This window comes from Aestuariivirga sp., assembly GCF_047602625.1.
Lineage (GTDB): Bacteria > Pseudomonadota > Alphaproteobacteria > Rhizobiales > Aestuariivirgaceae > Aestuariivirga.
The window spans coordinates 587,922-614,580 of record NZ_JASGGV010000001.1 but is presented as its reverse complement, the minus strand read 5'-3'; the positions used below and the strand labels follow the sequence as shown (position 1 = coordinate 614,580).

Sequence of the window (26,659 nt, the reverse complement as noted above, 5' to 3'; positions counted from 1 at the left end):
CGCGGCGATGGACGGAAAGACTCTCGCACGCATCGGCGCCATCGGCTTCGTGACCTTCGCGATCACGGCGACGGCCATCGAACTCTCCCGCAAGGACGAACCGCCGCTTTATCGCAACGTCGCCGCATCGACCGAAACGGGCACGGACCCGCTCAGGACCGAGCTGCGGCGCTGCCAGCAGCTCGGCGAAGCCGGCCCCCGCGATCCTGCCTGCCTCCAGGCCTGGGCGGATAATCGCGACCGCTTCCTGAAGCCGTCGCAGGCCTTGCAGCCGCCACCGGCGCCGCAGGCGCTAGGGCCGCAGGGCCAGCCACAGAACCCGCCGGCCGTGCGTGATCCGGTCATCACCGATCCAGCGCCGGCGACAGATTCCCACTGGAACGAGGCACGTTGAACCATGGGCGGCACGGGCGTCATCGACCATTTCCTGGAGGTCTTCACCCGCTACATCGATAGCGGTTTCGGCCTGCTCAGCGGCGAGGTGGCGTTCATCGCCACCACCCTGATTGTGATCGACGTGACGCTCGCCGCGCTGTTCTGGAGCTGGGGCGCCGACGACGACATCATGGCGCGCCTGGTCAAGAAGACGCTGTTCGTCGGCGTGTTCGCCTACCTCATCGGCAACTGGAACAACCTCGCGCGCATCATCTTCGAGAGCTTCGCGGGACTTGGCCTGAAAGCCTCGGGCACCGGGTTCACCGTCGCGGACATGATGCGGCCGGGCCGTGTCGCGCAGACGGGTCTCGATGCCGGGCGCCCATTGCTCGATTCCGTATCCGGCCTGATGGGTTACTGGAGTTTCTTCGAAAACTTCATCCAGATCGCGGTGATGCTGCTCGCTTGGGCGCTGGTTCTGCTCGCCTTCTTCATCCTCGCCATCCAGCTTTTCGTGACGCTCGTCGAGTTCAAGCTGACGACGCTCGCTGGCTTCGTCCTCATCCCGTTCGGCTTGTTCGGCAAGAGCGCATTCATGGCCGAGCGCGTCCTCGGCAACGTCATTTCCTCCGGCATCAAGGTGCTGGTCCTAGGCGTCATCATCGGCATCGGATCGAGCCTGTTTTCCGAGTTCACTGCCGGCTTCGGAGGTGCGACCCCCTCCATCGACCAGGCCATGGCCATCGTGCTCGCGGCGCTGACGCTGCTCGGCCTCGGTATCTTCGGTCCTGGCATCGCCAACGGCCTCGTGTCGGGCGGACCGCAGCTCGGCGCCGGCGCGGCCGTCGGCACCGGCCTTGCGGCAGGCGGCATGGTCGCTGCCGGCGCAGCTACGGTCGGCGCCGTTGCATCGGGCGGTGCGGCGCTCGCCGGCGGCGCAGCCGCCGCTGCCCGTGGCGGCGCGGCCCTCGCAGGTGGCGCGTCAACAGCCTACAGCCTAGGCGCCGCTGGCCAGACGGGCGCCTCGGGTGTCGCTAGTGGTTTGGGCGGCGTCGCTCGCGCCGCTGGCTCGGCAGCAACGTCACCCCTGCGCCGCGCAGCCGAACGCTCGGCCGAGAGCATGCGCTCCAGTTTCGCCAGCGGCGCCCGCGCTGCGTTCGAGTCCACGGGCGGTTCCTCGACCATGGACACTGTCGGCGAAGCCGCCAATGACGCGGCGCCGAGCCCGACTGCCGGCGGCGACCAGCCGCCGGCCTGGGCGCGCCGGATGAAGCGCTCTCAACAAATGAGCCACGCCGTGTCGACCACGGTCCACGCCGTGCGCAGCGGCGACAGCCATGGCGGCGGCTCCTCCATCAACCTTTCTGAAGGCGACCGCTGATGTTTCGACGACCCTCTACGCACTACGGAAAAGCCCCCGAACCCGAGACGCCTTATCAGCGCGCCGCGCAGGTCTGGGACGACCGTATCGGCTCGGCTCTCGCCGGCGAATGGGCTCAGCGAGGCCACCGGGTCACTCTGATCGACGCCGACCCGCAGGGCTCGGCGCTCGACTGGTCGCAGCAGCGGGCGTGCGAAAGCCTGCCGCGGCTCTTCGGCGTCGTCGGCCTGGCGCGCGACACCCTGCATCGTGAGGCGCCCGAGATCGCGCGCGACGTCGACCACGTAATCATCGACGGACCGCCGCGTGTCGCCGGCCTGATGCGATCGGCGCTGCTCGCCGCCGACCTGGTGCTGATCCCCGTGCAGCCGTCACCCTTCGACGGCTGGGCATCGGCCGAGATGCTGTCGCTGCTCGGCGAGGCCCGCATCTACCGGCCGCAGCTCGCAGCGCGCTTCGTCCTCAACCGCTGCGCCACGCGCACCGTCATCGCCCGCGAGACGGCCGAGACGCTGGCCGACCACGATCCGCCGCTGCTCGCCGCCACGATCGGCCAACGCGTCGCCTTCGCCGACACCGCGCAGAGCGGCCGTCTCGTCGGCGAGTTGGACGGCGACAGTCCCGCCGCGCGCGAAATCGCGGCGCTCGCCACCGAGATCGCGAGGATCGCACCATGAGCGCGACGCCTCCGAAACGCGGCTTCGCCACGCGGCCGGGCGATCCGGAGAACTGGATCAAGGCGGCCGATGCGCCGACTGCGCGGGCCGCCGATGCTGCCATCTATTCGGCACGCCTGACCATCGACGTCACGCCCGACCAGCGCGCCCGGATCAAAATCGCCGCCTTCGGCCGCGGCATCACGGTGGCCGACATGCTGCGCGAGCTGCTCGCTCGCGAATTCCCCTCAAGCAACGGAGACGCGACATGACCGGCGCCGGCGCCATCCATGCGCGCGGCGCACCAGGTCCGGCCGCGCCGCCGCCAATTCACCTGACCGAGGTCGAACTCACCTGGATCGAAAAGCGCATCGAGAACTGGATCAGGTTCGGCCGCGAGGTCGGTGAACAGATTCTCGACCGTCGTCGCCGCGTGCTGCGCTTCGGGCCGGGCAGCGTGTTCGGTTTCGTCCGCTGGGCCGCGAACGATCACGGCACCATCGCCTCGCATCTCGACGTGCTGCGCGCGGCGCTGCCCACCGAACCGCAGCAGACCGTGCCCTTCGTGCGCCCCGGCGGCGACATCCTCCTCAAGGTCGAGGGCTGGCCGAAGGTCGAGCGCGTGCTGCAGATGATCGACGTCATCGAGGCGGCCGGCATCGATGCGGCCGACGTCTCGCCCGATCATTGGCGACACGTCCACAACCGCATGACCGCCGGCCAGCCGCCACGCCCGTACACGATCGGCCACCACAGAGCCTTCCTCCTGCGGCGGAGGGTCGGCGCATGAGCCGCTTCGGCTACGTGATGGTCACCTACGTGATGACCATGGGGGTGGCGATCGCAGCGTTCGTTGACTTCCCCAAAAAGCTCATCTGGAACGCGTCGGCCAGCACGCCGATCGGCCTCTACAGCATCGCGCCCGCGCGCCATCTCAAAGTCACCGACCTGGTCGCCGTCCGTACGCCCGAGCGGCTCGCCGACCTCATGGTCGAGCGCGGCTATATCGGTCGTGGCGTGCCGCTGATGAAGCGCGTCGCGGGCCTGCCGGGACAACAGGTTTGCCGCCGCGATCACACCATCACGGTTGATGGCGTGCCGATGGGCGATGCGCTCGACCGCGACCATCTCGGCCGTCCGCTGCCCGTCTGGCAGGGCTGCCGCCGCATCGGCGAGGACGAGCTTTTCCTGATGAACTGGTCGGTCCGCGACAGCCTCGACGGCCGCTACTTCGGCCCGCTGCCGACAAGCACCGTGATCGGCCGGGCAACCCCGCTCTGGACCGATGAAGACGGCGACGGCCGCTACGTCTGGCGCGCGCCGACCCACTGACCTGCCGCTTCCAAACCCCAACCGAAGGAGACGACCATGACGCAGATCGGCCAATTCACCCGCTCCAAATCCGGCTATTCCGGGCGGCTCACCGCGCTCGGCATCGACGCGGAACTCGCCATCGTTCCGGCCGAGGCCTCCGATGCCGAGAACGCGCCGGACTACCGTGTCCTGCTCGGCGGCGAGGAAGGCAGTGAGGTCGGCGCCGGCTGGAAGCATGTCGGCGAGCGTGCCGGCGACTACGTCTCCGTGCAGCTCGACAGCCCGCTGTTCCCGCGACCGCTGCGCGCCAATCTCTTCCGTTCCGGCGACGACAATTCCACCTGGGGCCTGCATTGGTCGCGGCCCGCCAAGCCGCGCAAGGAGGACTGATCGGTGCGCGCCCTGCATCGATCGCAGCGGCACCGGAGCGGCGCGACCAACCCTCGCGCCGCACGCCGGCTGCTCCTCCTTCTCCTTACCGGCCTGTCCTTGTCGGGCGTCGAGGTCGCGCCGGTACACGCGCAGACGGCGGCCCCGGCGGTAGCGGAGACCGGCGCACCGTTCGCGGAATTCGTCGCGGAGGCCTCGCAGCGCTTCGGCATTCCGGTCGCCTGGATTCGGGCGCTCATGCGCGTCGAGAGCGCCAACGACATCCGCGCGATCTCACCAAAGGGCGCGCAGGGTCTGATGCAGCTCATGCCCGATACCTGGGCCTATCTGCGCGCCCGGTATCGGCTCGGCAGCGACCCGTTCGACCCGCACGACAACATCATCGCGGGCACGGCCTATATGCGCGAACTCTATGATCGCTACGGATCGCCGGGCTTTCTGTCGGCCTACAATGCCGGTCCCGGACGCTACGACGAATTCCTCGCGGGCGGCCGCGCTCTACCGGCCGAGACGCGCGCCTATGTCGCACAGCTCGCACCCCTTGTCGGCGGTTCGCCATCGCCGGCCGTCGTCAATGTCGCCGCCGCCGACCCGCTGGCATGGACGCGGGCACCGTTGTTCATCGGCGCTCCCGAGCGCGTTTCGACCGCAGCGACAGCGCCGGCCGATGCGCAGCCCGGCGACAGCGATCCCGCTGTCCGGCCGCGCGATGTTTCGGCCGATGCGAACCCGACGGGCGGGCTCTTCGTCTCCCGGCGGGAGACGGCAGGACCCCGATGAGGCGTTCATTCATCCATCGCAGCATGGCGAACCCCAGCGCATCTTGGAGGGCGTTGGGAGGAGAAGACGCAAGCACAACCGCACGATGGCAGGATAAAGGGGCGCGATGTGCGCTTCGTGTCGGTTGTGCTTTTTCAATAGGTTATACCGCGCTTTCGCGAGGCGCTCCTGATCGGCGCAGCCTGCGCTCTGGCGCTTTCTTCAGGAAAATCATCGGCTTTGCGCGATGTGCGGAGCCTCGGCCATGAGCGACGAGCGCGAATTCCGCATCCGGCCAGGCCGCATCCGCTCGACCAGCGCGCAGCGGGCGCGGCCCTTCATCGCGCAGGCGCTCGCCGCCGCGCAGAGAGCCGGCGGCAGCGTCTCCCGGCAGGGGAAGATCGGACCGGGCGCGCGGTCTCGGTTCGGGCGCGGCCAGCGCGCCTCGATCCAGGCCAATCGCCTGATCACCGCGCGCTCGCGCGGCGCGGTCATCAAGGCGCGCGTCGTTCGTCACGGCGGCCGCTCGGCGCCGCTCGTGACCCATCTCAATTATCTCCAGCGCGACGGCGTCACCCGAGACGGGGAGAAGGCCCGTCTGTTCGGCCTCGGCGGTGACGGTGCCGACGCCAAGGATTTCGCGGCGCGCGCCGAGGACGACCGCCATCATTTCCGCTTCATCGTCTCGCCGGACGACGCACTGGAGATGTCCGACCTCAAGGGCTTCACCCGCGAGCTCGTCGGTCAGATGGAAAAGGACCTCGGCACGCGATTGGAATGGGTCGCCGCCGATCATTGGAACACCGAGCATCCGCACGTCCACCTGATCGTGCGCGGCGTGCGCGATGACGGCGAGAACCTCGTCATCTCGCGCGACTATATAAAAGAGGGCATGCGGGACCGGGCGCGCGACCTGATCACCCAGGAGCTCGGCCCGCGCACCGACCAGGAAATCCGTCGCACGCTGGAGCGACAGATCGATGCGGACCGCTGGACCAATCTCGATCGCCAGCTCGCGCGCGATGCCTACCGCACCGGCGTCATCGATCTCGCGCCGCATGCCGATCGCCAGCCGGATGAATACCATGCGCTGAAGGTCGGGCGCCTGCGCAAGCTTGAAGGCCTCGGCCTCGCCGACGAGATCGGACCCGGCCAATGGACACTGTCCGACAAGGCCGAGGCGACGCTGCGCGAACTCGGCGAGCGCGGCGACATCATCAAACGCATCCATCACGGCTTGGCGGAGCGCGGGATCGATCGTGGCGCGTCGAGCTATGTGCTCGCGTCGGAGAGCCTCAGCGACCCAGTCGTCGGCCGCCTGGTCGCCCGCGGCCTCGACGACGAGCTGAAAGGCACGGCCTTCGCCATCGTCGATGGGATCGACGGACGCACTCATCACATCAAGCTGCCGGACCTCGACGCGGCCGGCGACAGCGCGCCGGGCTCGATCGTCGAGCTGCGCAAGTTCGACGACGCCCGCGGCCAGCGGCGCGTGGCGATCGCGGTGCGCTCCGATCTCGACATCCAGCGGCAAGTCACCGCGACCGGGGCAACCTGGCTTGACCGGCAGGCCATCGCCCGCGAGCCGGTGGCGCTCGGCGGCGGCTTCGGCGCCGAGGTGCGCGTCGCCATGGATCGCCGCGCCGAGCATCTGGTCGGCCAGGGTCTCGCCGAACGCCAGAAGCGCGGCGTCAGCTTCCAGCCCGGGCTGGTCGACACGCTGCGCCGGCGCGAGCTGGACGCGGTGGCGGAGCGGATCGCCGCCGAAACCGGGCGGCCGCAGGTCAAGCCGGAGTCCGGCGAATATGTCACCGGCACCTATCAGCGGCGCCTGACGCTCGCGACCGGCCGCTTCGCCATGATCGATGACGGGCTCGGATTCAGCCTCGTGCCCTGGACGCCTTCACTCGAAAAGCAGCTCGGCCGCCACGTCTCGGGCGTCGCCCGTGGCGACGGCGGCATCGACTGGAGCTTCGGCCGGCAACGGGGGATCGGCCTGTGACCACCATCCTGCTCGAAAGGACCCCGCCATGTCGGCCACCAAGATCCTCTGGGGACAAATCCTCACCGTCTTCACCATCGTCATCCTGACGACCTGGGCCGCGACCCAATGGACCGCCTGGAAGCTCGGCTTCCAGCCCCAGCTCGGGCCGCCCTGGTTCATGCTTGGGCACTGGCCGATCTATTATCCCTGGTCCTTCTTTCCGTGGTGGTACTTCTACGACGCCTATGCGCCGCCGATCTTCGTCGAGGGCGCCTATATCGCGGCGTCGGGCGGCTTCGTCTCGATTGCGGTGGCGATCGGCATGTCGGTGTGGCGTGCCCGCGAGGCGAAGAATGCCGAGACGTTCGGCTCGGCGCGCTGGGCGCGTGCCGACGAGGTGCGCGGCGCGAGCCTGCTCGGCGAGGATGGCGTCGTGCTCGGCAAGTACGACCACGCGTATCTGCGGCATGACGGGCCCGAACATGTCCTGTGCTTCGCGCCGACACGGTCGGGCAAAGGCGTCGGCTTGGTCGTGCCGTCGTTACTGACCTGGCCGGGCAGCGCGATCGTCCACGACATCAAGGGCGAGAACTGGACGTTGACCGCGGGCTTTCGCGCCCGCCACGGGCGGGTTCTCCTTTTCGATCCGACCAATGCGAAGTCGGCTGCCTACAATCCGCTGCTCGAGGTCCGCCGCGGCGAATGGGAAGTCCGCGACGTGCAGAACATCGCCGACATCCTGGTCGACCCGGAAGGATCGCTGGAGAAGCGGAACCACTGGGAGAAAACCAGCCACGCGCTCCTGGTTGGAGCCATCCTCCACGTCCTCTATGCCGAGGGGGACAAGACGCTCGCCGGCGTCGCCGCCTTCCTCTCCGATCCGAAGCGGCCGATCGAGTCGACGCTCGCGGCGATGATGAAGACCTCGCATCTCGGGGACGCCGGTCCGCACCCCGTCATCGCCTCGGCGGCGCGCGAGCTATTGAACAAATCCGACAATGAACGGTCGGGCGTGTTGTCGACCGCGATGTCGTTCCTCGGCCTCTATCGCGATCCCGTCGTCGCGGAGGTGACGCGGCGCTGCGACTGGCGCATCGCCGACATCGTCGGCGCTCGCCATCCAACAAGTCTCTACCTGGTCGTGCCGCCGTCCGACATTGCCCGGACCAAGCCGCTCATCCGCCTCATCCTCAACCAGATCGGGCGGCGCCTAACCGAGGACCTTCACGCGAAGGGCAACCGTCATCGGCTGCTCCTCATGCTCGACGAATTCCCGGCGCTCGGACGGCTCGACTTCTTCGAATCCGCGCTCGCCTTCATGGCCGGCTACGGCCTGAAGAGCTTCCTGATCGCGCAGTCGCTGAACCAGATCGAGAAGGCCTATGGCCCGAACAACTCGATCCTCGACAACTGCCATGTCCGGGTCAGCTTCGCGACAAATGACGAACGCACCGCCAAGCGCGTGTCGGACGCGCTGGGCACCGCGACCGAGATGCGCGCCATGCGCAACTATGCCGGCCATCGGCTGTCGCCCTGGCTCGGTCACCTGATGGTCTCGCGCTCGGAGACGGCCAGGCCGCTCATGACGCCGGGCGAGATCATGCAGCTTCCGCCGACCGACGAGATCGTCATGGTCGCCGGCACCCCGCCGATCCGGGCGAAGAAGGCGCGCTATTTCGAGGACCGGCGTTTCAAGGAGCGGATCATGCCGCCGCCGGCGCTGACTAGACCGGCACAGCCGAGCGCCGACGACTGGAGCAAGCTGCCACTTCCGGCGTCGCCCGTCGCATTCGCCGCCCAGGGCGCCGTCGCGGCCGAGGGCGGCGACGAAGATCCGACCGGCTCGGAGCGCCGGCACCAGCCCGAACTGGAGCGTCCCGCGCCGGTCGAGAAGAAGGCGCCGATCGAGAACGAGTTCGACGGCGGCTTCGATAACGATGTCGATGACGACGCCGCCCGCATCAGCCGCACCAACCAGATCATGCAGGGTGTCGCGCGTCAGGTCTCGCTCGATCCCAATGACGGCATGGACCTGTGAGGAGCCGATGTCCAAACCGCCGAAGAAGCAGCGCCTGTCCGTCTATCTCGAACCCGACGTGATGAAGGCGCTCGCGGCCCATGCCGCGCGCCGGGACCAGTCCCGCTCGCTGATTGCCGAGGCCGCGATCGCATCCTTCCTGTCGCCCGACGCGGCCGAGCGGCAGGAGGCGGCGACCACCAAGCACTTCGCCCATTTTTAGCATGCGACGCGACTTGCGGCAGTCAAGTCCGCGGCGGCGGTGTTTCAGAACATGGAGAGCTTCAAGAAATGTTTGATACAAAGGTGGCTATCGTCGTCCTCGACGATCTGCAGACATGGCAGAAGCTGAATGTCACCGCGTTCCTGGCGACCGGAATCGCCGGGGGCGCCCCTGACGCAATGGGTGAACCCTATGTCGATGCCGCTGGGAGGGGCTATGCGGCGTTGCTGGGTCAGCCCATGATGATCTTCGCCGCCGACCGGAGCACACTGCTTCGATCACGAAACCAAGCGTTGACGCGAGGGCTTGCCTGCGCCGCCTATATCGAGGCGATGTTCACAACCGGGCACGATGCGGCCAACCGAGAGGCTTTCGCGTCCGAACCGGCGGAGGAGCCAGCCTTGGTCGGTATCGCAATACGCGGCCCGAAGAAGGATGTGGAAAAGGCTATTAAGGGCGCAAAGCTTCATCCCTGAAACACGAGCAACGGCTGAGTTGGTGATCGCGCAAAGACTTAGGAGAGCGATTCGACAAGCGCTGAAAGGTACGACTTATGGGATCGTATATCCTCTATGGCAGAGGCGAGTCGGGGAATTCCTACAAGGCAGCGCTGATGCTCAATTTGTGTGCTCTTCATTGGAAGCCGAAACTTGTCGGATTTTTTACGGATGAGACGAAGGCGGCATTTCGAACCGACGTCAACGAGCTGGGGGAGATTCCTGTTCTCGAGCATGGCGACATGCGCCTTTCCCAAACTGGCGTTATCCTTAGTTATCTGGCCGATCGTACCGGCTCGTTCGCAGGACGGAACGCGGAAGAACGTCTGGAGATTCTCCGCTGGATCTTGTTCGACAATCACAGGTTCTCAAGTTATTTCGCAACGCTCCGCTTCATGGTTGGCTTGCGCAAAACCGGAGAAACGCCGGTCACTGAATTTCTGCGCACCCAAGCTCTCGCGAGCTTTGCGGTCGTTGAGGACCACCTCAATCGACAGCCTTTCCTGGTCGGCGATCGACCGACGATCGCGGATATTTCGATGGTCGGCTATCGCTACTACGACGAAGATACCGGAATAGATTTCACGCGCTTTCCCAGAATGATGGCCTGGATCGAGCGGATCAAGGCCCTGCCAGGCTGGGCACACCCTTACGATCTTCTCCCTCGTGCTTCAGTACAGGCGACATCATAAGGTGCAGCGACCGGCGCCCGTCCAGTGAGGTCGCGACTAAAGCTATGCCGAACGTCACTGTCCCACCAGCGAGACATATCGTCCAAATTCAGTGACTAGTGGATCGTCATGGAAACGATAACTTCTCCTTGCACTTAAGGCAAAGGAGAACACGATGACTGCCTCGATCGTCAGACACGATATTACTTCGTCCGATGCGCAAGCCATGGTGGTTTATGCTGAAGTTGGATGACTGATGGCATCGCTTCAGGTGGAGAGAGGCCGCAGCAGGCATTTTCGCCCCTCCGAAATCAACCTCATTGCGAAGCAGACCCCATTGCGCTATCGGCCAAAATGGCCAAAATTGCTGACTGAATGCTCGGAGTCGCACTATGAAAATCCTGAGCGCTAAAGACGCGAAGTACGGTTTCGGCCGGCTTATCGACCTAGCACGCGCCGAACCGGTGTTGGTCGCTAAGCATGGTCGGCCGGTGGTGGTGGTGATGGCAGTGGAGGAATACGAGAGATTGAAGGTTGGTGACGTGAGTGGCGAGGACAGTAATTTGACCAAAAGCGAGACGGTCCACCCAACTGTCATTGAAAAGAACTGAGCAGCATCGATGGCAATAGTAACCCCCGAACGCGATCTAGAAGCGAATTTGGTCAACAAGTTACGCGATCTGAAGTATGAATATCGTTCGGACATTCGCGACCGAGCAACTCTTGAGCAAAACTTTCGTGCGAAGTTCGAGGCGCTTAATCGCGTAAGCCTCACTGATTCCGAATTTACTCGCCTACTCGACGAGATCGTTTCGCCGGACGTCTTTATCGCTGCCCGTATCCTCCGCGAGCGGAATACCTTTACCCGTGACGATGGCACGCCGCTCAACTACACCCTAGTCAACATCCGAGACTGGTGCAAAAACTCGTTTGAGGTGGTTAGCCAGCTCCGCATTAACACAAACAATAGCCATCATCGGTACGACGTCATTCTGTTGATTAATGGCGTTCCGGTTGTTCAGATTGAACTAAAGACACTCGGCGTAAGCCCGCGTCGCGCCATGGAACAGATCGTCGAATACAAAAACGACGCCGGAAACGGGTATGCCAAGACGATCTTGTGCTTTATTCAGCTCTTTATCGTCAGCAACCGGGATCGAACGTTTTATTTTGCGAACAACAATGCGCGCCATTTCGCCTTCAATGCCGAGGAGCGTTTTCTGCCGGTTTACGAGTTTGCTGACATAGACAACAAGAAGATTGTCCACCTCGATAGCTTTGCCGAGACTTTCCTAGTCAAATGCACCCTCGGCCAGACAATCAGCCGCTACATGGTTCTCGTGGCAAGTGAGCAGAAACTCCTGATGATGCGGCCGTACCAGGTCTACGCGGTAAAGGCGATTGTCGATTCCATCGCTCAGGACTGCGGCAATGGCTACATCTGGCACACCACGGGCAGCGGCAAGACACTCACCTCCTTCAAAGCATCAACGCTGCTGAAGGACAATCCCGACATCGAAAAATGCCTCTTTGTCGTGGACCGCAAGGACCTCGATCGGCAGACGCGCGAGGAGTTCAATAAATTTCAGGAAGGTTGCGTGGAGGAGAACACCAACACCGCCTCCCTCGTCCGGCGCCTTCTATCCGACGACTATGCAGACAAGGTCATCGTCTGCACGATTCAGAAGCTTGGCCTTGCGCTGGATGAAAACAGCAAGCGCAACAAGCAGCAGAAGAAGGACGGCAAAAAGACCTTCAAGGAACAGCTCGAACCCCTGCGCGACAAGCGCATCGCCTTCATCTTTGACGAATGCCATCGGTCGCAGTTCGGCGAGAACCATAAGGCCATCAAGGAATTCTTCCCGCGTGCCCAGCTCTTCGGTTTCACCGGAACGCCCATCTTCGATCAGAATGCTGCACAGCAGAGGATCGAAGACGCACAGGCCAGTATGAAGACGACGGAAGACCTCTTCCAGAAGCGTCTTCACACTTACACGATCACCCACGCCATTGAGGACGGAAACGTCCTTCGGTTCCATGTCGACTACTTCAAGCCGCAGGGCAAGACGCTGCCCAAGCCGGGCGAACCGCTTGCAAAGCGGGCGGTTATCGAGGCAATCCTGTCAAAGCACGAGGCGGCCACCGGTCAGCGCCGGTTCAACGCGTTGCTCGCCACGTCATCAATCAACGACGCCATCGAATATCACGGGCTTTTCAAGACCATGCAGGCTGAGAAGCAGGCCGCCGATCCCAGCTTCCAGCCGCTGAATATTGCCTGCGTTTTCTCTCCGCCTGCCGAAGGCGATCCTGACGTAAGGCAGATTCAGGAAGACCTGCCGACGGAGAAGGACGACAACGCGGTTGAGCCAGAGAAAAAGAAGGAGGCCCTGAAGGCCATCCTCGCAGACTACAACGCCAACTACGGTACAAACCACAAGATCGGCGAGTTCGACCTGTATTATCAGGACGTGCAAAAGCGCATCAAAGACCAGCAATGGCCCGAAGCTGACCTACGGAAAGCCTATCCCGATGTACCGCACCACAAGATCGACATCACGATTGTCGTCGACATGTTGCTGACAGGCTTCGACTCCAAGTTCCTGAACACCCTCTACGTCGACAAGAACCTCAAGCATCACGGCCTGATCCAAGCCTTCTCGCGGACCAACCGCGTGCTGAACGCCACCAAGCCCTATGGCAACATCCTCGACTTCCGCCAGCAGCAGGATGCGGTCGATGCCGCTATCGCCCTCTTCTCCGGCGAGGCGGCCGCCGAAAAGGCTCGCGAAATCTGGCTGGTCGACAAGGCCCCCGTGGTGGTCCAGAAGCTGGAAACCGCTGTCCAGAAACTTGACACCTTCATGAAGTCGCAGGGCCTCGAATGCGCCCCCGACGCCGTGGCCAATCTCAAGGGCGATGCCGCCCGCGCGGCCTTCATTGAGCATTTCAAGGAGGTCCAGCGGCTCAAGACCCAGCTTGACCAATACACTGACTTGACCCCCGAAAACGCGGCAAGGATCGAACAGATCCTGCCGCGCGATAACCTACTCGGCTTTCGCGGGGCCTATCTGGAAACCGCACAGCGCCTTCGGGCTCAACAGGGCAAGGGCGCGGACAAGCCGACGTCCGAAGCCGACCAGTTGGATTTCGAGTTTGTTCTCTTCGCCTCGGCCGTCATTGACTATGATTATATCATGGGCCTGATCGCCCGCTACTCCGAGGCCACGCCCGGCAAGCAGAAGATGAGCCGCGAGGAGCTGATCGGCCTGATCCAGTCCGATGCCAAGTTCATGGACGAGCGTGAGGATATCGCCGCCTACATCGCCACGCTCAAGGCGGGTGAGGGGTTGAGCGAGAAGGCCATCCGCGAGGGCTATAGCCGCTTCAAGGCCGAGAAGAATGCGGCTGAGCTGGCGGGTATTGCAGGCAAGCACGGTCTTGCTGCCGAGACGCTTCATGTCTTCGTCGACGGCATCCTGCAACGGATGATCTTTGATGGCGAGACGCTAACCGATTTGATGGAGCCCCTCGGCCTGAACTGGAAAACGCGCCGGGTGAAGGAGCTGGAACTGATGGCTGACCTGATGCCGCTTCTGCTGAAGCGAGCTGGTGGCCGCGAGATTTCAGGGCTGAGCGCTTATGATCAGTAAGGTGAAATCAGATTCCGCGACGCGCGGTGAGGCTGCTTTGGTGCCAGAGCTGCGCTTTCCGGAGTTTCGGGACTCTGCAGCATGGGAACCGGTAAGCCTGCGAAAAGCATCCGTTCCGGTTGATAGGCGTGTCGGCGAAAGAAGGCTCACTCCAGTCAGTATTTCGGCCGGCATCGGATTCGTGCCCCAAGCCGAGAAGTTCGGGCGCGATATCTCGGGGAACCAGTATCAGCTCTACACCTTGGTTCGAGATGGCGACTTTGTCTTTAACAAAGGCAATTCTCTGAAGTTTCCGCAGGGGTGCATCTATCTCTTGCAAGGCTGGGGTGAGGTAGCTGCACCTAACGTATTCATCGCCTTCCGTCTTAAGGATGAATATTCGAACGGGTTCTTTCAGAATTGCTTTGAGCAAAACCAGCACGGAAAGCAGCTCAAAAGGCACATCACCAGCGGCGCGCGCAGCAACGGTCTGCTGAATATTAGCAAGGAGACGTTTTTCGGCGTCGAAATCCCCACACCAGGCCTGCCCGAACAGCAAAAGATCGCCGACTGTCTGGCCTCGTTGGACGCGCTGATTGCCGCGCAGGGGCGGAAGGTGGAGGCGCTAAGAGCCCACAAGAAGGGCCTGATGCAGCAGCTTTTCCCACAAGAAGGCGAAACTCAACCCCGCTTCCGTTTTCCAGAGTTTCAGGATGCGGGAGAGTGGGAATCTAATCACTTAGAAAGTCTGGCCAAGAGAGGATCCGGGCATACACCCAGCAAAAGCAAGCCCGAATACTACCATGGCGGAATAAAGTGGATTTCACTCGCCGACTCAAAACGTCTCGATCAAGGTTTGATTTCAGGAACCGAAACCGAGATCTCCCCGGCCGGGATCAAAAACTCGTCTGCGGTGCTTCACAAGGCGGGCTCAGTCCTGATCAGCCGCGATGCTGGGATCGGGAAGAGTGCGATCATGGCTGTGCCTATGGCAGTCAGCCAGCACTTCATCGTCTGGACGTGCGATGATCGGAAGTTAAGTAACTGGTTTCTTTATCATCTGCTCCAGAAGTCTAAACCGCTCTTTGAACGGGCAGCGACTGGAAGCACTATTAAGACGATTGGCCTGCAGTTTTTCATCGACCTTAGTTTCAGAATTCCATCCCGCCCCGAACAACAGCGGATCGCCGACTGCCTCACTTCGCTCGACGATCTCATCGCCGCCGAGACCCGAAAGCTCGACACGCTTAAGATCCACAAGAGGGGGCTAATGCAGCAGCTTTTCCCTCGGTTCGGGGAGATTGACCCATGAGCGGTGTCCGCACCTATCAGAGCTTGGGCAAAGTGGTGACACGGCTGCGGGACGATCTGAACGACGCCGATCTTGTGTTGCTATATGCCTATAACCGCACAGGTAAGACCCGCCTGTCGATGGAGTTCAAGGACGCAGGCAAACGCAAGACCAAAAAGAATCCGACCGGGACGCCCGACACGCTCTACTTCAACGCATTTACTGAGGACCTGTTCGTCTGGGAAAACGACCTTGACGGCGACAGCGTGCGCCGCCTCCAACTAAACGAAAAATCATCCTTCTTCAACGCGATGACGGAACTCGCGCTGGAAGAGACGATTGATCTTTACCTCTCCCGATACGCCGACTTCGAATTCGACTTTACCTATAAGGATGTTCAGCAGGGCAACGAGACCATCTCCAAGCCCGACTTCGTGAGCTTTCGAAAGGGCGATCAGTCCAACATTAAGGTTTCTCGGGGAGAACAGAACATCTTCATATGGTGCATCTTCATGGCCATCTGCGAACGTATGCTAGATGGGCATCAGTCTTATCAGGGCAAGAAGTACCTCTATGTCGACGATCCGATCTCATCGCTCGATGACAACAACGCGATTTCCGTGGCCTGCGATCTTGCCAAGCTTCTCCGCCGGGCGGTCACGCGGAAGGATGCGAACAGTGCGCCCGCTCCTATCAAAGTGATCTTCTCTTCGCACCACGCGCTGTTCTTTAATGTCATGTGCAACGAGATGGGCAGGCGTACTGAGGGCACACCGAAGATCACCCACAAACGCTATTTCTTGCACCGCCCAAACGGCGACGGCGCCTACACGCTTCAGGCGAGCGATGATACGCCCTTCTTCCATCACGTCGCCACGTTAGCCGAGCTGCAGCGTGCCGCTGATCCTGACAAGGGGAAGCTCTACACCTTCCATTTCAATGCCTTGCGCAGTGTGATGGAGAAAACGGCTTCATTCTTCGGGCATCCGAGCATGGCGTTCTGCCTGAAGGCGCTCGACAACGAGGAAGATCGGGCGCTGTTCAACCGTGCCCTAAATCTGCTCAGCCACGGCGCTTATGCGATCCACGAACCCACTGAAATGGGCGAGGACAACAAGGCACTTTTCCGCCGCATACTGAGCGAGTTTATCACGCGGTTTGAGTTCGCCCTACCAGAAATGGTTCCTGGACAAGTCATCGCGCCGGCACCCGTTCCTCAGGAAGCACTTGCACAATGAACGACAAAAACCAAAAGCAACTGGGCAAAACGCTCTGGAACATCGCCGATACGCTTCGTGGTGCGATGAATGCGGACGATTTTCGTGACTACATGCTATCGTTCCTCTTCCTGCGCTACCTCTCTGACAATTACGAGAAAGCCGCGAAGAAGGAGCTCGGGCGCGACTACCCAGATCCCAACGCTATCGGCAACGGCGGCCGCTCGCCCCTATCTGTTTGGTACGCGGAGAACCCCGATGATGTCGCGGCTTTTGAGAAGCAGATGCGCCTCAAGGCGCACTACCTAATAAAGCCGGAACACCTCTGGACCAGCATCGCCCATATGGCGCGCACTCAGAACGACGAACTACTGGACGCTCTGCAGGCGGGCTTCAAATACATCGAGAACGAGTTCTTTCCAAAGCACGTTCGGCGGTCTTTTCTCGGAAATCAATCTTAGCTCTGAAAAGCTCGGACGGACCTACGCTGATCGCAACGCCAAACTCTGCACCATCATCACCGAGATCGCCAAAGGGCTCGCCGACTTCTCCACCGATGTTGATGCGCTGGGCGACGCCTACGAATATCTCATCGGTCAATTCGCCGCCGGTTCCGGCAAGAAGGCGGGCGAATTCTATACCCCCCAACAGGTCTCAGATATCCTTTCAGCAATTGTGACGCTGGACAGCCAGGAGCCCGCAACCGGACAGAAAGAACGGCTTGCCAGCGTGCTAGATTTCGCGTGCGGCTCCGGTTCGCTTCTACTCAATGTGCGCAAACGCATGGGGCCGCACGGCATCGACAAAATCTACGGGCAGGAAAAGAACATCACCACCTACAACCTCGCGCGCATGAACATGCTGCTGCACGGCGTGAAGGACACGGAGTTCGAAATCTACCACGGCGACACTTTGACCAACGACTGGGACATCCTGCGTGAGTTGAATCCGGCCAAGAAGCCTTCCTTCGATGCCATCGTGGCCAACCCGCCCTTCAGTTTGCGTTGGGAACCGACCGAGGCGATGGGCGATGATGTGAGGTTCAAGAACTACGGGCTGGCGCCGAAGTCGGCCGCGGACTTTGCCTTCCTGCTGCACGGATTCCATTACCTGAAGGATGAGGGCGTGATGGCCATCATTCTCCCCCACGGGGTGCTATTCAGAGGCGGAGCGGAAGAGCGAATCCGGACCAAGCTGCTGAAAGATGGCCACATCGACACGGTCATCGGACTGCCTGCGAACCTGTTCTATTCCACAGGGATCCCAGTCTGCATCCTTGTGCTGAAGAAGTGCAAAAAGCCGGACGACGTGCTCTTCATCAACGCGGCAGAGCATTTCTTGAAAGACAAACGCCAAAACAAGCTGGGAGATGGCAAGAATGGGACGCCGGATCATATTGGCAAGATTATCTCCACTTACCAATTCCGCACGGAAGAGGACCGCTATTCCAAGCGCGTAAGCGTGGACCGAATTGCCGAGGAAGGCTTCAACCTCAACATCTCTCGCTACATCAGCACGGCTGTGGGCGAGGAAGAGATTGAGCTAGCCGAGACCCATCGGGAACTCGTTGAAATCGAAAAGCAGGTCCGCGAGGCAACGGCGAAGCACAATGCTTTCCTCGTGGAACTGGGACTGTCTTCCCTGCCGGGGGGCTGAGTAAAGAGCACAGGCCCAGTAAGCTCTCGCAATCAGAAGCCGTATTTCTCGCGGCGTAGCCGGAAGGCGGCCTCACCGCCCTCCATGATTTGTTTGATGGCGTCGCGCGCATCCTCTACGTCGATCGCTCCGACGCCCTTGATCGTGCCCCGCGACTGATCGCCAGTCGTGCGGTAGCCGAACCAGGCCACAAGTTCGGCGTCGCCGTTGACGACGAGGTTGGCGTTGTGGCTGGCGAATACGATCTGGCGCAGCTTTTTAGCATCCCAGAGCTGTTCGACGATCTCGAGCATGACCGGGTTGTCTAGGTCCTCTTCTGGCTGGTCGATCAGCAGCGGCGGCCCGGGCTGGTTCAACAGCGTCTTCAGGAGGGCCGTCGCCTGTTGCCCGGCCGACGCGTTCTTGAAGGGAATATACTCCCCTTCTCGCGCCCGGAATTCGTAAACCGGCACGGACTCGATCGGCGTCAGGGAAAGCACGAGCCAGTTTTCCGGGGTGAAGTGCTGCGCGATCCGGTCGATGTCGCCGGCGTTCAGCCCCATCCCGAGAAGTGCGACGGAGCCCGGCCGCGTGCCAGGCGAGCCGCGCTCGGCGTCATAATCCGCGAGGCCTTCGAGCTCCGTCAGAGCGGCCAACCATGCGGCCTTGGGGTCGGCCGCGGCGATGATCGCCTCGCCCAACGCATCAAGCCGCGCCGATTGCACCCGCGACCCCTGAAGCGCCGAGCGCAAGTTTGCGATGAAGGCCGCAGGGTCGGCATATCGCTTGACGGCCACGCGGATCAGGCCGCCAGAGCGGGCTGTCAATGCCGCACATTCGCGGTCGACCAGGTCGTCGTGCTCGGCCTGCGCACCGAGCCATTGATCGCGAGCCGTCGAATAATTCTCGTCTGCCGTTGCTAAGGTCGCCAGTGTCTCGCGGGTCCGCGTCGTCTCGGCCGCCAACTCTGCCACGCGAGCTTCCATGGCGCGAAGCTGTTGCAGCTTTTCGGTATGAGACGACGAGCGCTCCATAGCCGCGGCATATTCCGTCTGGAACGCGGCCTGGCCTGCGTTCCAGACCTCCCACGGGCCTGCCGCCCCCTCCCGGCCTTCGATCATCCCCGCGGCGGCCGTGATTTCAGAGAGTGATGCGAGGGTTGATTCCAGCAGTCCGTCGTATTGAGCGCGCGCTGCCTCGAGCGTTTCCTTCATGGAGGCGGGCTCGGCCGGCACCGGCTGCAATGACGCTCGCTGCGCCTGGACAAGCTGGTGCAACTCGCGGGCCTTCTGGCTGATCGTACCCGCGCCGACCTTCCACGAGGCGACAAGAGAACCTGCGGCGGTGTAGTGCTGCCCCTGATCGAGTAGCACGCGATCGACGTCGGATAGCCCCGTCAGCGATGCGCGTATCGTGTTCGCCTGCTGGGTGATCGAACGCTCTTCGAGCTGGCGATTGTGCAACGTCCGCGTAAGATCGCGGAACCGCTGGCGAGTAGCATAAGCTTCCCGAATGCGGTTCGCCCGGTCAAGCGTTTGCCGTTGCAGCCGGTCGAGGTCGCCTCTGATCGGCGCCGTGATGAATCGCGTCAGCTCCTCAATCCGCACGCTCACGTCGCTGAGCTGCTTCTGGCTGTAGGCCTGAATCGGGAGCAGCGCCCTTACCTCTTCCTCGGTACAAGGTTGCAGTGCGCCCGCACCGATCTTCATCTGCACACTACCGTCGACACTGGCGCGCCGCACCAGGTGCGGCACCCCGTTCAGCACGTAGGTCACGTCCACCGTCGCAAGGTGCGGCTTTAGCGTGCCGTCGATCAAACGCCGGCGCCGGGCCTGATAGTTCGGTGCCTCGTCCTCGTCGCCGCTTGGCGGCTGATCGCAGAGCGCCCAGCGGAGGTATTCAAGAACCGTCGACTTGCCTGTACCACGGCCGCCGATCAGCGCGCTGTATTGCGGGTTGAGGTCAAGATCGAGCGGCCCGAGGAAACTGGAATTGCTGACGCTCAGGCCAGCAACGAAGGTCTCGGGCACATGCGGCGCGTCATGGGCGACTCGTGATTCTTGCGCGAGACAGGCCTGCCGCAACGCTTCCGCGGTCGGCGTCGCCCACTTGATCCAGGTCGAGGGCATGCCGAGCGTCGTGTGATCGTCGCGCCGGCTATCGGAGGTCTGGATGCAGGCGATCCGCTTGTGGCCCCACGCGCGGTCCTTGCCGGACAGCTTGTTCTTGGTGCCCTCGCGTAGTGCGTCGTAGCGGCCATCGCTGTAGCCGCCGACGCAAGGCATCTCGATATATTTGTCGGTTTGCCCCGCGCGCAGAAGAGAATGCTGCCCTTCATCCGTGACATTTGGCAAGACGATGTAGCGGCCACGGATGTATTCGTGCGCGTCGAGCTTGGCCTTCAACTCGGAAAACGTCGTGATCGTCCCAAGCCGCACGACATCGCGTACCTTGGATTGCGCGGCTTCATTTTGAGTGATCGCCAATGCGGTCATTGCCAGCGAAAACATATCGTTGGGAAAGTCAGCATCGAAGATTACGATCGCCTGGCAGGGCACACCCAGCGTCAGCTCCATGCCCGGGAACACGACCAGCCTATCTTCAGGCGCAAGCTCCGAGCCGTCCGCAGCCAGCTCTTCCTCTGCCGCGCGCCGAATAAACGGCAGGAAGGTCATGCAATGATGATCTGTGATAGCGACGGCCTGAAGACCCTTGTCTCGGCAGGCTTCAATAAAGCGCCGGCTGTAGGCTAAGCGCTCGTCTTCGGTAACAGCCTCCGGCCCCGCCCAGCGCAAATCGCGCGGCGTATGCACCTGAAAATCGCAACGGTAGAAATGCGCTCCCCTGTCCAAGATACTTACCCCCATCGGCTCGGCTGAAGGCGCTCAATAAGCATCCCCCAGTAAAGTTCGGCCGCGCCTTCCTGCGTTAGCTTTGCGGCGTCTCGATTACCACTCATCGCCGCCATGCCCATGCTATGCAGAAACATGGATTGGTCGTCCGCTTCAACCGATAGGAGCTCATTGTAGCCATTGCTGGCGGACGTCTCTGACGCCGAGTACGCAATGCCGCCGGCGAAGGTGCGGTCTCCCAAGAACACCGTGCAGCGGGACACAGCCTGCCCCTGCTTGTAGACGACGGCCGCGAACCGATCAGCGTCGATACGGCGAAAATCGCCCTCGATCCCATCGTTCCGGGCTGCCAGCTCGCCGAGCGAATTCTCGAAGAACCGCGCCATATATTCGAAGCTGTCCCGCTTGAAGCGGTCCTTGTCGCGCTCTGTAAATGCCTTTGCGAGGGCGAGATTGCTCGACCGAGGACCGGCCGGAAGGGAGGAACGCGGAGCATCAGCTTCTGCGGCGACGGGTCTGGGTCCGATGGATGGCGAGACCTTGGGCGCCAGGCGAGCCACTGCTCCCCGAACCGCCTTCGCGACTTCCAGCAGCGCTTGGTCGCGATCTGGATATTGCGTAATCGGTGTGCCGTTGGGCGGAGTGGCGTTGAGCTTGCCGAACGGAGCCCCATGCCAGTCGCACGCGCGCAAGATCACCGGGATGACGATCGCCTCTCCAGCCGCGTGCCGCTCCATCGCGCGCTTCATCTCGATATCGTAGCAATAGTCTGAGGCGATAAAGTCGGCGCTGACGAGCAGCAGAATGATGTCGTCGGTTTCGACATGCTGCTCGATAGCGCCTGCAAATTCCTCGCCCCCACCGATCCGTCTGTCATGCCAAGTCTCGATGATCCCCTGACGCTTCAGCAGGGCAAGCTGCGTCTCCACCTGGTCCCGCAGCGCCTCATCAACGTGGGAATATGAAAAGAACACGCTCGCCGCCATAAACTCTCCTCGGCAGTCACGATTCAGTCGACGACGGCCATCCTTCTAGTTCTCATTACGTTCTATCGAAAATTCAGGCTGACGAATAGGCTTCCCAAGCGCCCCGGGATAGTGGGCCGACGCGGCTGGCGCGCGATCCATTGCGCCCCGGGCCGCTCCGCCGATTCCTCGCGGCACCCGTCATCTGCGACGGGAAAAAATGGGGAAATACACGTGAGCTACTTACCTACAATTCCACCGCGTTTTCTTGTCACTAAGGAGGCCGCGCGGTTCCTAGCGCTTTCGGCTCGAACGCTCGAGAAGCCTCGCACCTATGGAACTGGCCCCATCTACCGAAAAATTGGCGGGCGGGTCATATATGCGATTTCCGATCTGCAGGCATGGGCCAACAAAGGGCTGAGATACTCGACCTCGGAGGCAGGGCCTGACATCGTCTATCCCGCTAAATGGGGTCCGATACTGGAAGGCCCGCTCAAGCAACTGGAGGATATGTCCGAAAAGGCATAGTCCAGTTGGCCCGCAGGTTTGAGGTCGGCCTTTTACCCGCGGGCGTTGGTCGCGACTATCAATCGACGAGCAAGCTTGGGTAACGCCGATTGTTAGTATGTGAAGGGAGAGCAGTCACGAACACGACATCCCAACCCAAGATCGTTCGATACGAGGTCGCAGTATTGGAGAGCGACCGCGACATGATCCGATCCTTGGCGGAGAGGCTTGCGCAAGGAGGCTCTGACGCCGATCGCATCAGAACCAAAGTCGGCGAAGCTCTCGCCTGCAAAGGCGGCATCGTCACCGCGCTTCTGCGACCGCCGCTGATTGGAGCGGACCTCGATCTGACACGCGACCGCGTTTTTCAGCGCGACATCGATCTGTAGGTCGAGCCGGATCACGCAGCCTCGCGATCGACAGCGCGATAGACTCCGTAGCCGACCTTCTCCAGCAAGCCCTCTTCGCACATCCAGGTCAGATAGTGCCTTGGGATACCGATGGCGGTGAAATCGTAAGTTCTCACGGTGGCCCTTCCGCGGGCAAAAGCATATGCTTTTTCTCGCAGCGAGGGTTTCGGGCCGCCGGCCAGTCGAATGCGTTCTTCGCGGTCCCGATCACGTTTTCGGCGCTTCGGAAGCTCTGGCGTACGTTCGACGGCAATCGGCAACGCGAAGTTCGCAGTTTGCTCCGGCTCGCCGAGCCAAATTTTCACAAGCGATTTTCTGCCGATGTTGTGCTATGCTCTATCCATGTTCAAGAGCGACAAGCGTCCTGAAAACAAGCCTCGCAAAAAGACGTCTCTGAAGCTGGGGCTTGAGGCATCCTACTCCTTGAATCGGGTCGAGGGACTTGTTGTTTCCAAAGACATGCAACGCATGTTCAGGCACTTCGAGGCTTCGGGCATGCCCCATGAGGCCCGCCGTGCCGCCATCAGAAGCAAATATGGAAAGAAGGCTGGTTAGCCGCGTGAGGCGCTAAATCGGGCCGATCCTTCCTCCTCTCCATGGCCGGGCTCGACCCGGCCAACCGAACTCTCAACCATTTCCCGCGTTGAAAGTCTGGATCGGCGGGTCACGCCCGCCGAAGGAGAGAGTAGGTGAACATCATCAAACGCCCGATGTTCGAGACGACATGCGGGAGTGATCCTTGTAGATTCCAAATATTCTGGTTATATTACCGGTAATATCAGGATAGGCCCGCCATGAGAAAAAGCCCCCAGCGCCGTGCAATCGACAATTACCGGAGCCGTCTGACGGCGCGCGGCATGGCGCGGTTTGAAGTGGTTGGCCGCGACAAAGACCGCCAGCTTATCCGGATGGTGGCGAGGCTTCTGGCGAAAGGCGGGTCTGACGCCGACCGGCTGCGCGCCGCCGTCACCCAGACGATCCCAGGTGAGCCACCTGTGAAAGGCGGCATTCTCAGGGCCTTGTTGGCGTCACCCCTTATGGGCTCAGATATCGACACGTCCCGGCCTTATGAAGAAGGACGGCAGGCTGACATCTGATGCGGTACCTTCTGGATACCAACATCATCAGCAACTTTGCGAAACCGGCTCCTTCCGAAACGCTCATCGCCTGGATGGCTGAACAGCAGGACGGCGATCTGTTCATCGCCTCGCTCACCATCGCCGAAATCCATCGCGGCATTTTGCAGAAGCCCGCCGGAAAGCGGCGCGATCAACTCGACTCATGGTTCACGGGGCCAACGGGACCACAGGCTCTTTTTTCAGGCCGCGTTCTTCCGTTTGATGAACCTGCGGCGCTTGCGTGGGGAAGGCTCATGGCAAAGGCCACCGCAATGGGCCGGCCGCGCAGCGGACTCGACACCATCATCGCTGCGGTGGCGGAGGTGAACGGCTGCGTTGTCGTCACGGACAATGACAGGCATTTTGAAGGCGTCGACACGCTGAACCCGATACGCGGCGCGTCCGGGAGCGAGAACTAGCGAACGGAAACGCAAAGTCTCCGCGTGCACCCTTCTTTTCCGTTGTTGCGCCACATTTTTCCTGTGAGAAATGCGGCGGGGCATCAGTGGTTCGGAGCAGGCGCATGAAAGCATTGAAAACCATCCTGATGGCGGGCGCGGTGTTTGCCGGGGCCATGTGGGGAAGCCCCGATGCCGATGCCAAGACGATGGCGCTGCTGGTGGGCGTTGCCGATTACAACGAAGCCTCCGGCATCCACAGCCTGCTCGGGCCCCGGAACGACGTGTCTATCATGTGGCGGGCGCTGAAGGCGCGCGGCGCTTCGCCCGATGACCTGACGGTGCTGACCGATCATTTGCCAATCAGCCCGGATTATCCGGTGGCCAAGGGACTGCCGATCAGCACCAATATTCTCGCCGAACTGGACCGTCTCGCCAAGGTGGCGCAGCGCGGCGACACGGTGATCTTCTATTATTCCGGCCATGGCACGCGCCAACCCGCCGACCCCAAATATTTGCAGGACGAGCCCGAAGCCGATGGCATGGACCAGGTGCTGCTGCCCGCCGATGTGGGCTCCTATGACCCGATCAAGATGACCATCCGCAATGCGCTGGTCGACAACACGCTGGGCGACAAGATTACCGCCATCCGCAACAAGGGCGCTTTCGTGTGGGCCATCGTGGATGCCTGCCATTCCGGCACGGTGACGCGCGGCGAAGAGGTGGTGCGTTCCGTCGACCCCGCCACGCTGGGCGTGCCCGATACGCCGACCCCTGCCCCTGATGCCACGCGCTCCACCGAGCGCGACGGCACGCTGCGGGCGGCGGTGGAAATTCCGGGTGATGGCGGGCTGGTCGGTTTCTATGCGGTTGAAAGTTCGGACCAGGCGATCGAGCGGCCCTTCCCCGGCTACAACATGCCAATGGTGGGAGACGATCCCAAGAAGCAGCGCATGGGCGTGTTCACCTATTTGATCCATCGCGCGCTGACCGAGAACACGGCCTCGACCTATCGCGACCTGGCGCAGCAGGTGGTGGCGGAGCTTTCCTCCGACCGCACGGGAGGCAAGGTGCCGCCGCCGGTGTTCGACGGCGATCTCGACGAGCCGATCCCCGGCAGCACCGGCGACAGGTTGCCCAATTCGGTGAGCGGACTGGTGCAGGATGGAAAAATCTCCTTCCCCGCCGGAACGCTGCAGGGCTTCGAGGAAGGCGCCCAGCTGGCGCTTTATGCGCCGGGCAAGGTGGACAAGCCGATCGGCCACGTGACGATCGCCACATCATCGGCGGTTGACAGCACGGCGGAGAATATCGACTGGGTTCAGGGCGCGGACCAGATCAGCAATGGCACCATCGCTGCCGTTGTCACCGAGCCTGCCATCAATTTCCGCTTCGTGGTGGCGCCGCCGCCTGCTGAAGATTTCTCAGACGCTTCGGCCAAGGCCGAGACCGCCTCCGCCATCGACGCGGCGTTCAAGGATGATGCGCAGACTCTCGGCGTCTCGCTGGGCGATGCCGGAAACCCGGATGCGGACGTGATGCTTCGCGTGAAGAACAACCGGCTGTGGGTGGTGCGCGCCGACCGGCCCTGGGTGACGGCGGCTGGCGCTTACAACGAAACACCGAGCATCGCACTGGGAGATGGGCCAGAGAAAACCGGCGCGGCGCTGAAAGCCGCCGTGTGGAGCCTGGCGCGGGCGGCGAAGCTGTTGCGCGTGACCTCCGCCATGGAACCAAATGGCGGCGAGGATGACGGGTTGAAGATCAAGGCCACGATTGCCCGCTCGCCAAAGCAGGACGACAAGGCTGCGTGCGCCGGGATTGATGCGCCCGCCGACGCAAAGCCTGTTGATCTTCAGCCGCTGCTTCCCGCAGCGGCGGGCAATTGCAGCTACGTCGACATCGACGTGACGAATGAGGGCGATCTCGATTATTACGTCGCCGGGTTTTATGTGGATGCGCTGGGCGGCGTTTCGGCGATCCCCGCCAATACGGCCAAGCGCGGCTGCGTGCGCACCCTGCCCGCAGGCGCCGACAAGCCGCTGCAGTTCCGCTTCTGGATCGATACGTGGGACGAGAAGGCCAACAAGCCTTCCACCGTCGGCGCTGAAAACTTCGTGGTGCTGGCGGTGCCGAAGCTCGCCGCGCATGAGCCGCCGCGCCTCTGCGCTCTCACGCAGCCGACATTGCAGGCCATGCAGCAGACGCGCGATGTCGAGATCGCCGGAACCCGCAGCGCCAACCAGAAGCTTGCCTCGCTGATCGGCAATGTGGAAGGCGGCGCCACGCGCGGCGTGAGTGCCGCGCCCGAAACGGATGACGGCCCGAAGATGACGGGCCGCCTGTTCGTGTTCGACGTGAAGCCTTAAG

General features: G+C 62.1%; 27 protein-coding genes and 1 pseudogene. 25 read left to right on the top strand and 3 right to left on the bottom strand.

The genetic code is table 11. From position 1 onward, the window contains the following. Positions 1-7 precede the first annotated feature (7 nt). The 19 genes and pseudogenes from trbK-alt to QM694_RS03055 all read left to right on the top strand — a co-directional run bounded on the left by trbK-alt (position 8) and on the right by QM694_RS03055 (position 18,060). A complete protein-coding gene (gene trbK-alt / locus QM694_RS03145) occupies positions 8-394 on the top strand; it encodes a putative entry exclusion protein TrbK-alt (RefSeq protein ID WP_415005489.1) in 387 nt (128 codons plus the stop codon). A 3-nt stretch (positions 395-397) separates the two neighbouring features. Further along, entirely contained in the window at positions 398-1,756 is a 1,359-nt protein-coding gene (trbL, locus tag QM694_RS03140) for a P-type conjugative transfer protein TrbL (protein WP_415005488.1), read from the top strand. Then, on the top strand, positions 1,756-2,433 hold the full coding sequence (gene parA, locus QM694_RS03135; protein WP_415005487.1) for a ParA family partition ATPase: 678 nt from the start codon (positions 1,756-1,758) through the stop codon (positions 2,431-2,433). The genes trbL and parA overlap by 1 nt, the downstream gene beginning before the upstream one ends. Then, positions 2,430-2,684: a hypothetical protein gene (locus QM694_RS03130; RefSeq protein WP_415005486.1), complete on the top strand. Its 255-nt coding sequence runs from the start codon at positions 2,430-2,432 to the stop codon at positions 2,682-2,684. The genes parA and QM694_RS03130 overlap by 4 nt, the downstream gene beginning before the upstream one ends. Further along, positions 2,681-3,202: a DUF2840 domain-containing protein gene (locus QM694_RS03125; protein WP_415005485.1), complete on the top strand. Its 522-nt coding sequence runs from the start codon at positions 2,681-2,683 to the stop codon at positions 3,200-3,202. Before QM694_RS03130 ends, QM694_RS03125 begins: the two co-directional genes overlap by 4 nt. Continuing rightward, on the top strand, positions 3,199-3,744 hold the full coding sequence (locus tag QM694_RS03120; RefSeq protein ID WP_415005484.1) for a S26 family signal peptidase: 546 nt from the start codon (positions 3,199-3,201) through the stop codon (positions 3,742-3,744). Before QM694_RS03125 ends, QM694_RS03120 begins: the two co-directional genes overlap by 4 nt. Before the next feature lie 36 nt (positions 3,745-3,780). Beyond that, positions 3,781-4,116 (top strand): DUF736 domain-containing protein, encoded by a 336-nt coding sequence (locus tag QM694_RS03115; RefSeq protein WP_415005483.1) that lies wholly within the window; start codon positions 3,781-3,783, stop codon positions 4,114-4,116. Positions 4,117-4,119: 3 nt separating this feature from the next. Then, positions 4,120-4,896: a lytic transglycosylase domain-containing protein gene (locus tag QM694_RS03110; protein WP_415005482.1), complete on the top strand. Its 777-nt coding sequence runs from the start codon at positions 4,120-4,122 to the stop codon at positions 4,894-4,896. A gap of 244 nt (positions 4,897-5,140) precedes the next feature. Beyond that, positions 5,141-6,877: a relaxase/mobilization nuclease domain-containing protein gene (locus QM694_RS03105; protein WP_415005481.1), complete on the top strand. Its 1,737-nt coding sequence runs from the start codon at positions 5,141-5,143 to the stop codon at positions 6,875-6,877. Positions 6,878-6,905: 28 nt separating this feature from the next. Then, entirely contained in the window at positions 6,906-8,897 is a 1,992-nt protein-coding gene (locus QM694_RS03100; protein ID WP_415005480.1) for a conjugal transfer protein TraG, read from the top strand. Between the two features lie 7 nt (positions 8,898-8,904). Then, positions 8,905-9,081: pseudogene (locus QM694_RS03095) on the top strand (ribbon-helix-helix domain-containing protein); the annotation flags it as partial. A gap of 86 nt (positions 9,082-9,167) precedes the next feature. Beyond that, a complete protein-coding gene (locus QM694_RS03090; protein WP_415005479.1) occupies positions 9,168-9,575 on the top strand; it encodes a DUF2000 family protein in 408 nt (135 codons plus the stop codon). A gap of 77 nt (positions 9,576-9,652) precedes the next feature. After that, positions 9,653-10,288, top strand: a complete 636-nt coding sequence (locus QM694_RS03085; protein WP_415005478.1) for a glutathione S-transferase family protein — start codon at positions 9,653-9,655, stop codon at positions 10,286-10,288. Positions 10,289-10,659: 371 nt separating this feature from the next. After that, on the top strand, positions 10,660-10,878 hold the full coding sequence (locus QM694_RS03080; protein ID WP_415005477.1) for a type II toxin-antitoxin system Phd/YefM family antitoxin: 219 nt from the start codon (positions 10,660-10,662) through the stop codon (positions 10,876-10,878). Positions 10,879-10,887: 9 nt separating this feature from the next. Then, positions 10,888-13,917 carry a type I restriction endonuclease subunit R gene (locus QM694_RS03075; protein ID WP_415005476.1) on the top strand — a complete coding sequence of 1,010 codons (3,030 nt, stop codon included), beginning with the start codon at positions 10,888-10,890 and terminating at the stop codon, positions 13,915-13,917. Next, positions 13,907-15,208, top strand: coding sequence for a restriction endonuclease subunit S (locus QM694_RS03070; protein WP_415005475.1), 1,302 nt, complete (start codon positions 13,907-13,909; stop codon positions 15,206-15,208). The genes QM694_RS03075 and QM694_RS03070 overlap by 11 nt, the downstream gene beginning before the upstream one ends. Then, positions 15,205-16,425, top strand: coding sequence for an AAA family ATPase (locus QM694_RS03065; protein ID WP_415005474.1), 1,221 nt, complete (start codon positions 15,205-15,207; stop codon positions 16,423-16,425). The genes QM694_RS03070 and QM694_RS03065 overlap by 4 nt, the downstream gene beginning before the upstream one ends. Next, positions 16,422-16,865: a type I restriction-modification system subunit M N-terminal domain-containing protein gene (locus tag QM694_RS03060; RefSeq protein WP_415005473.1), complete on the top strand. Its 444-nt coding sequence runs from the start codon at positions 16,422-16,424 to the stop codon at positions 16,863-16,865. The genes QM694_RS03065 and QM694_RS03060 overlap by 4 nt, the downstream gene beginning before the upstream one ends. Then, positions 16,747-18,060, top strand: a complete 1,314-nt coding sequence (locus QM694_RS03055; protein WP_415005759.1) for a type I restriction-modification system subunit M — start codon at positions 16,747-16,749, stop codon at positions 18,058-18,060. Before QM694_RS03060 ends, QM694_RS03055 begins: the two co-directional genes overlap by 119 nt. A gap of 32 nt (positions 18,061-18,092) precedes the next feature. Here QM694_RS03055 and QM694_RS03050 read toward each other — a convergent pair whose 3' ends face one another. Continuing rightward, positions 18,093-20,891, bottom strand: a complete 2,799-nt coding sequence (locus QM694_RS03050; RefSeq protein ID WP_415005472.1) for a TrlF family AAA-like ATPase — start codon at positions 20,889-20,891, stop codon at positions 18,093-18,095. A gap of 5 nt (positions 20,892-20,896) precedes the next feature. After that, positions 20,897-21,877, bottom strand: coding sequence for a toll/interleukin-1 receptor domain-containing protein (locus QM694_RS03045; RefSeq protein ID WP_415005471.1), 981 nt, complete (start codon positions 21,875-21,877; stop codon positions 20,897-20,899). Positions 21,878-22,090: 213 nt separating this feature from the next. On the opposite strand from QM694_RS03045, the gene QM694_RS03040 reads away from it, so the two are divergent. After that, complete coding sequence (locus tag QM694_RS03040; RefSeq protein ID WP_415005470.1) at positions 22,091-22,384, top strand: helix-turn-helix transcriptional regulator; 294 nt, start codon at positions 22,091-22,093, stop codon at positions 22,382-22,384. A 182-nt stretch (positions 22,385-22,566) separates the two neighbouring features. Further along, positions 22,567-22,752, top strand: a complete 186-nt coding sequence (locus tag QM694_RS03035) for a hypothetical protein (protein ID WP_415005469.1) — start codon at positions 22,567-22,569, stop codon at positions 22,750-22,752. Between the two features lie 11 nt (positions 22,753-22,763). Here the strand turns inward: QM694_RS03035 and QM694_RS03030 are convergent, their stop codons facing one another. Further along, positions 22,764-23,078, bottom strand: a complete 315-nt coding sequence (locus QM694_RS03030) for a type IV toxin-antitoxin system AbiEi family antitoxin domain-containing protein (RefSeq protein ID WP_415005468.1) — start codon at positions 23,076-23,078, stop codon at positions 22,764-22,766. A 37-nt stretch (positions 23,079-23,115) separates the two neighbouring features. On the opposite strand from QM694_RS03030, the gene QM694_RS03025 reads away from it, so the two are divergent. The 4 genes from QM694_RS03025 to QM694_RS03010 all read left to right on the top strand — a co-directional run bounded on the left by QM694_RS03025 (position 23,116) and on the right by QM694_RS03010 (position 26,658). Beyond that, on the top strand, positions 23,116-23,328 hold the full coding sequence (locus tag QM694_RS03025; protein WP_415005467.1) for a hypothetical protein: 213 nt from the start codon (positions 23,116-23,118) through the stop codon (positions 23,326-23,328). A 239-nt stretch (positions 23,329-23,567) separates the two neighbouring features. Continuing rightward, entirely contained in the window at positions 23,568-23,870 is a 303-nt protein-coding gene (locus QM694_RS03020) for a hypothetical protein (protein WP_415005466.1), read from the top strand. Next, entirely contained in the window at positions 23,870-24,310 is a 441-nt protein-coding gene (locus tag QM694_RS03015) for a type II toxin-antitoxin system VapC family toxin (protein WP_415005465.1), read from the top strand. Before QM694_RS03020 ends, QM694_RS03015 begins: the two co-directional genes overlap by 1 nt. Before the next feature lie 104 nt (positions 24,311-24,414). Continuing rightward, positions 24,415-26,658 (top strand): caspase family protein, encoded by a 2,244-nt coding sequence (locus QM694_RS03010; RefSeq protein ID WP_415005464.1) that lies wholly within the window; start codon positions 24,415-24,417, stop codon positions 26,656-26,658. Position 26,659 lies beyond the last annotated feature (1 nt).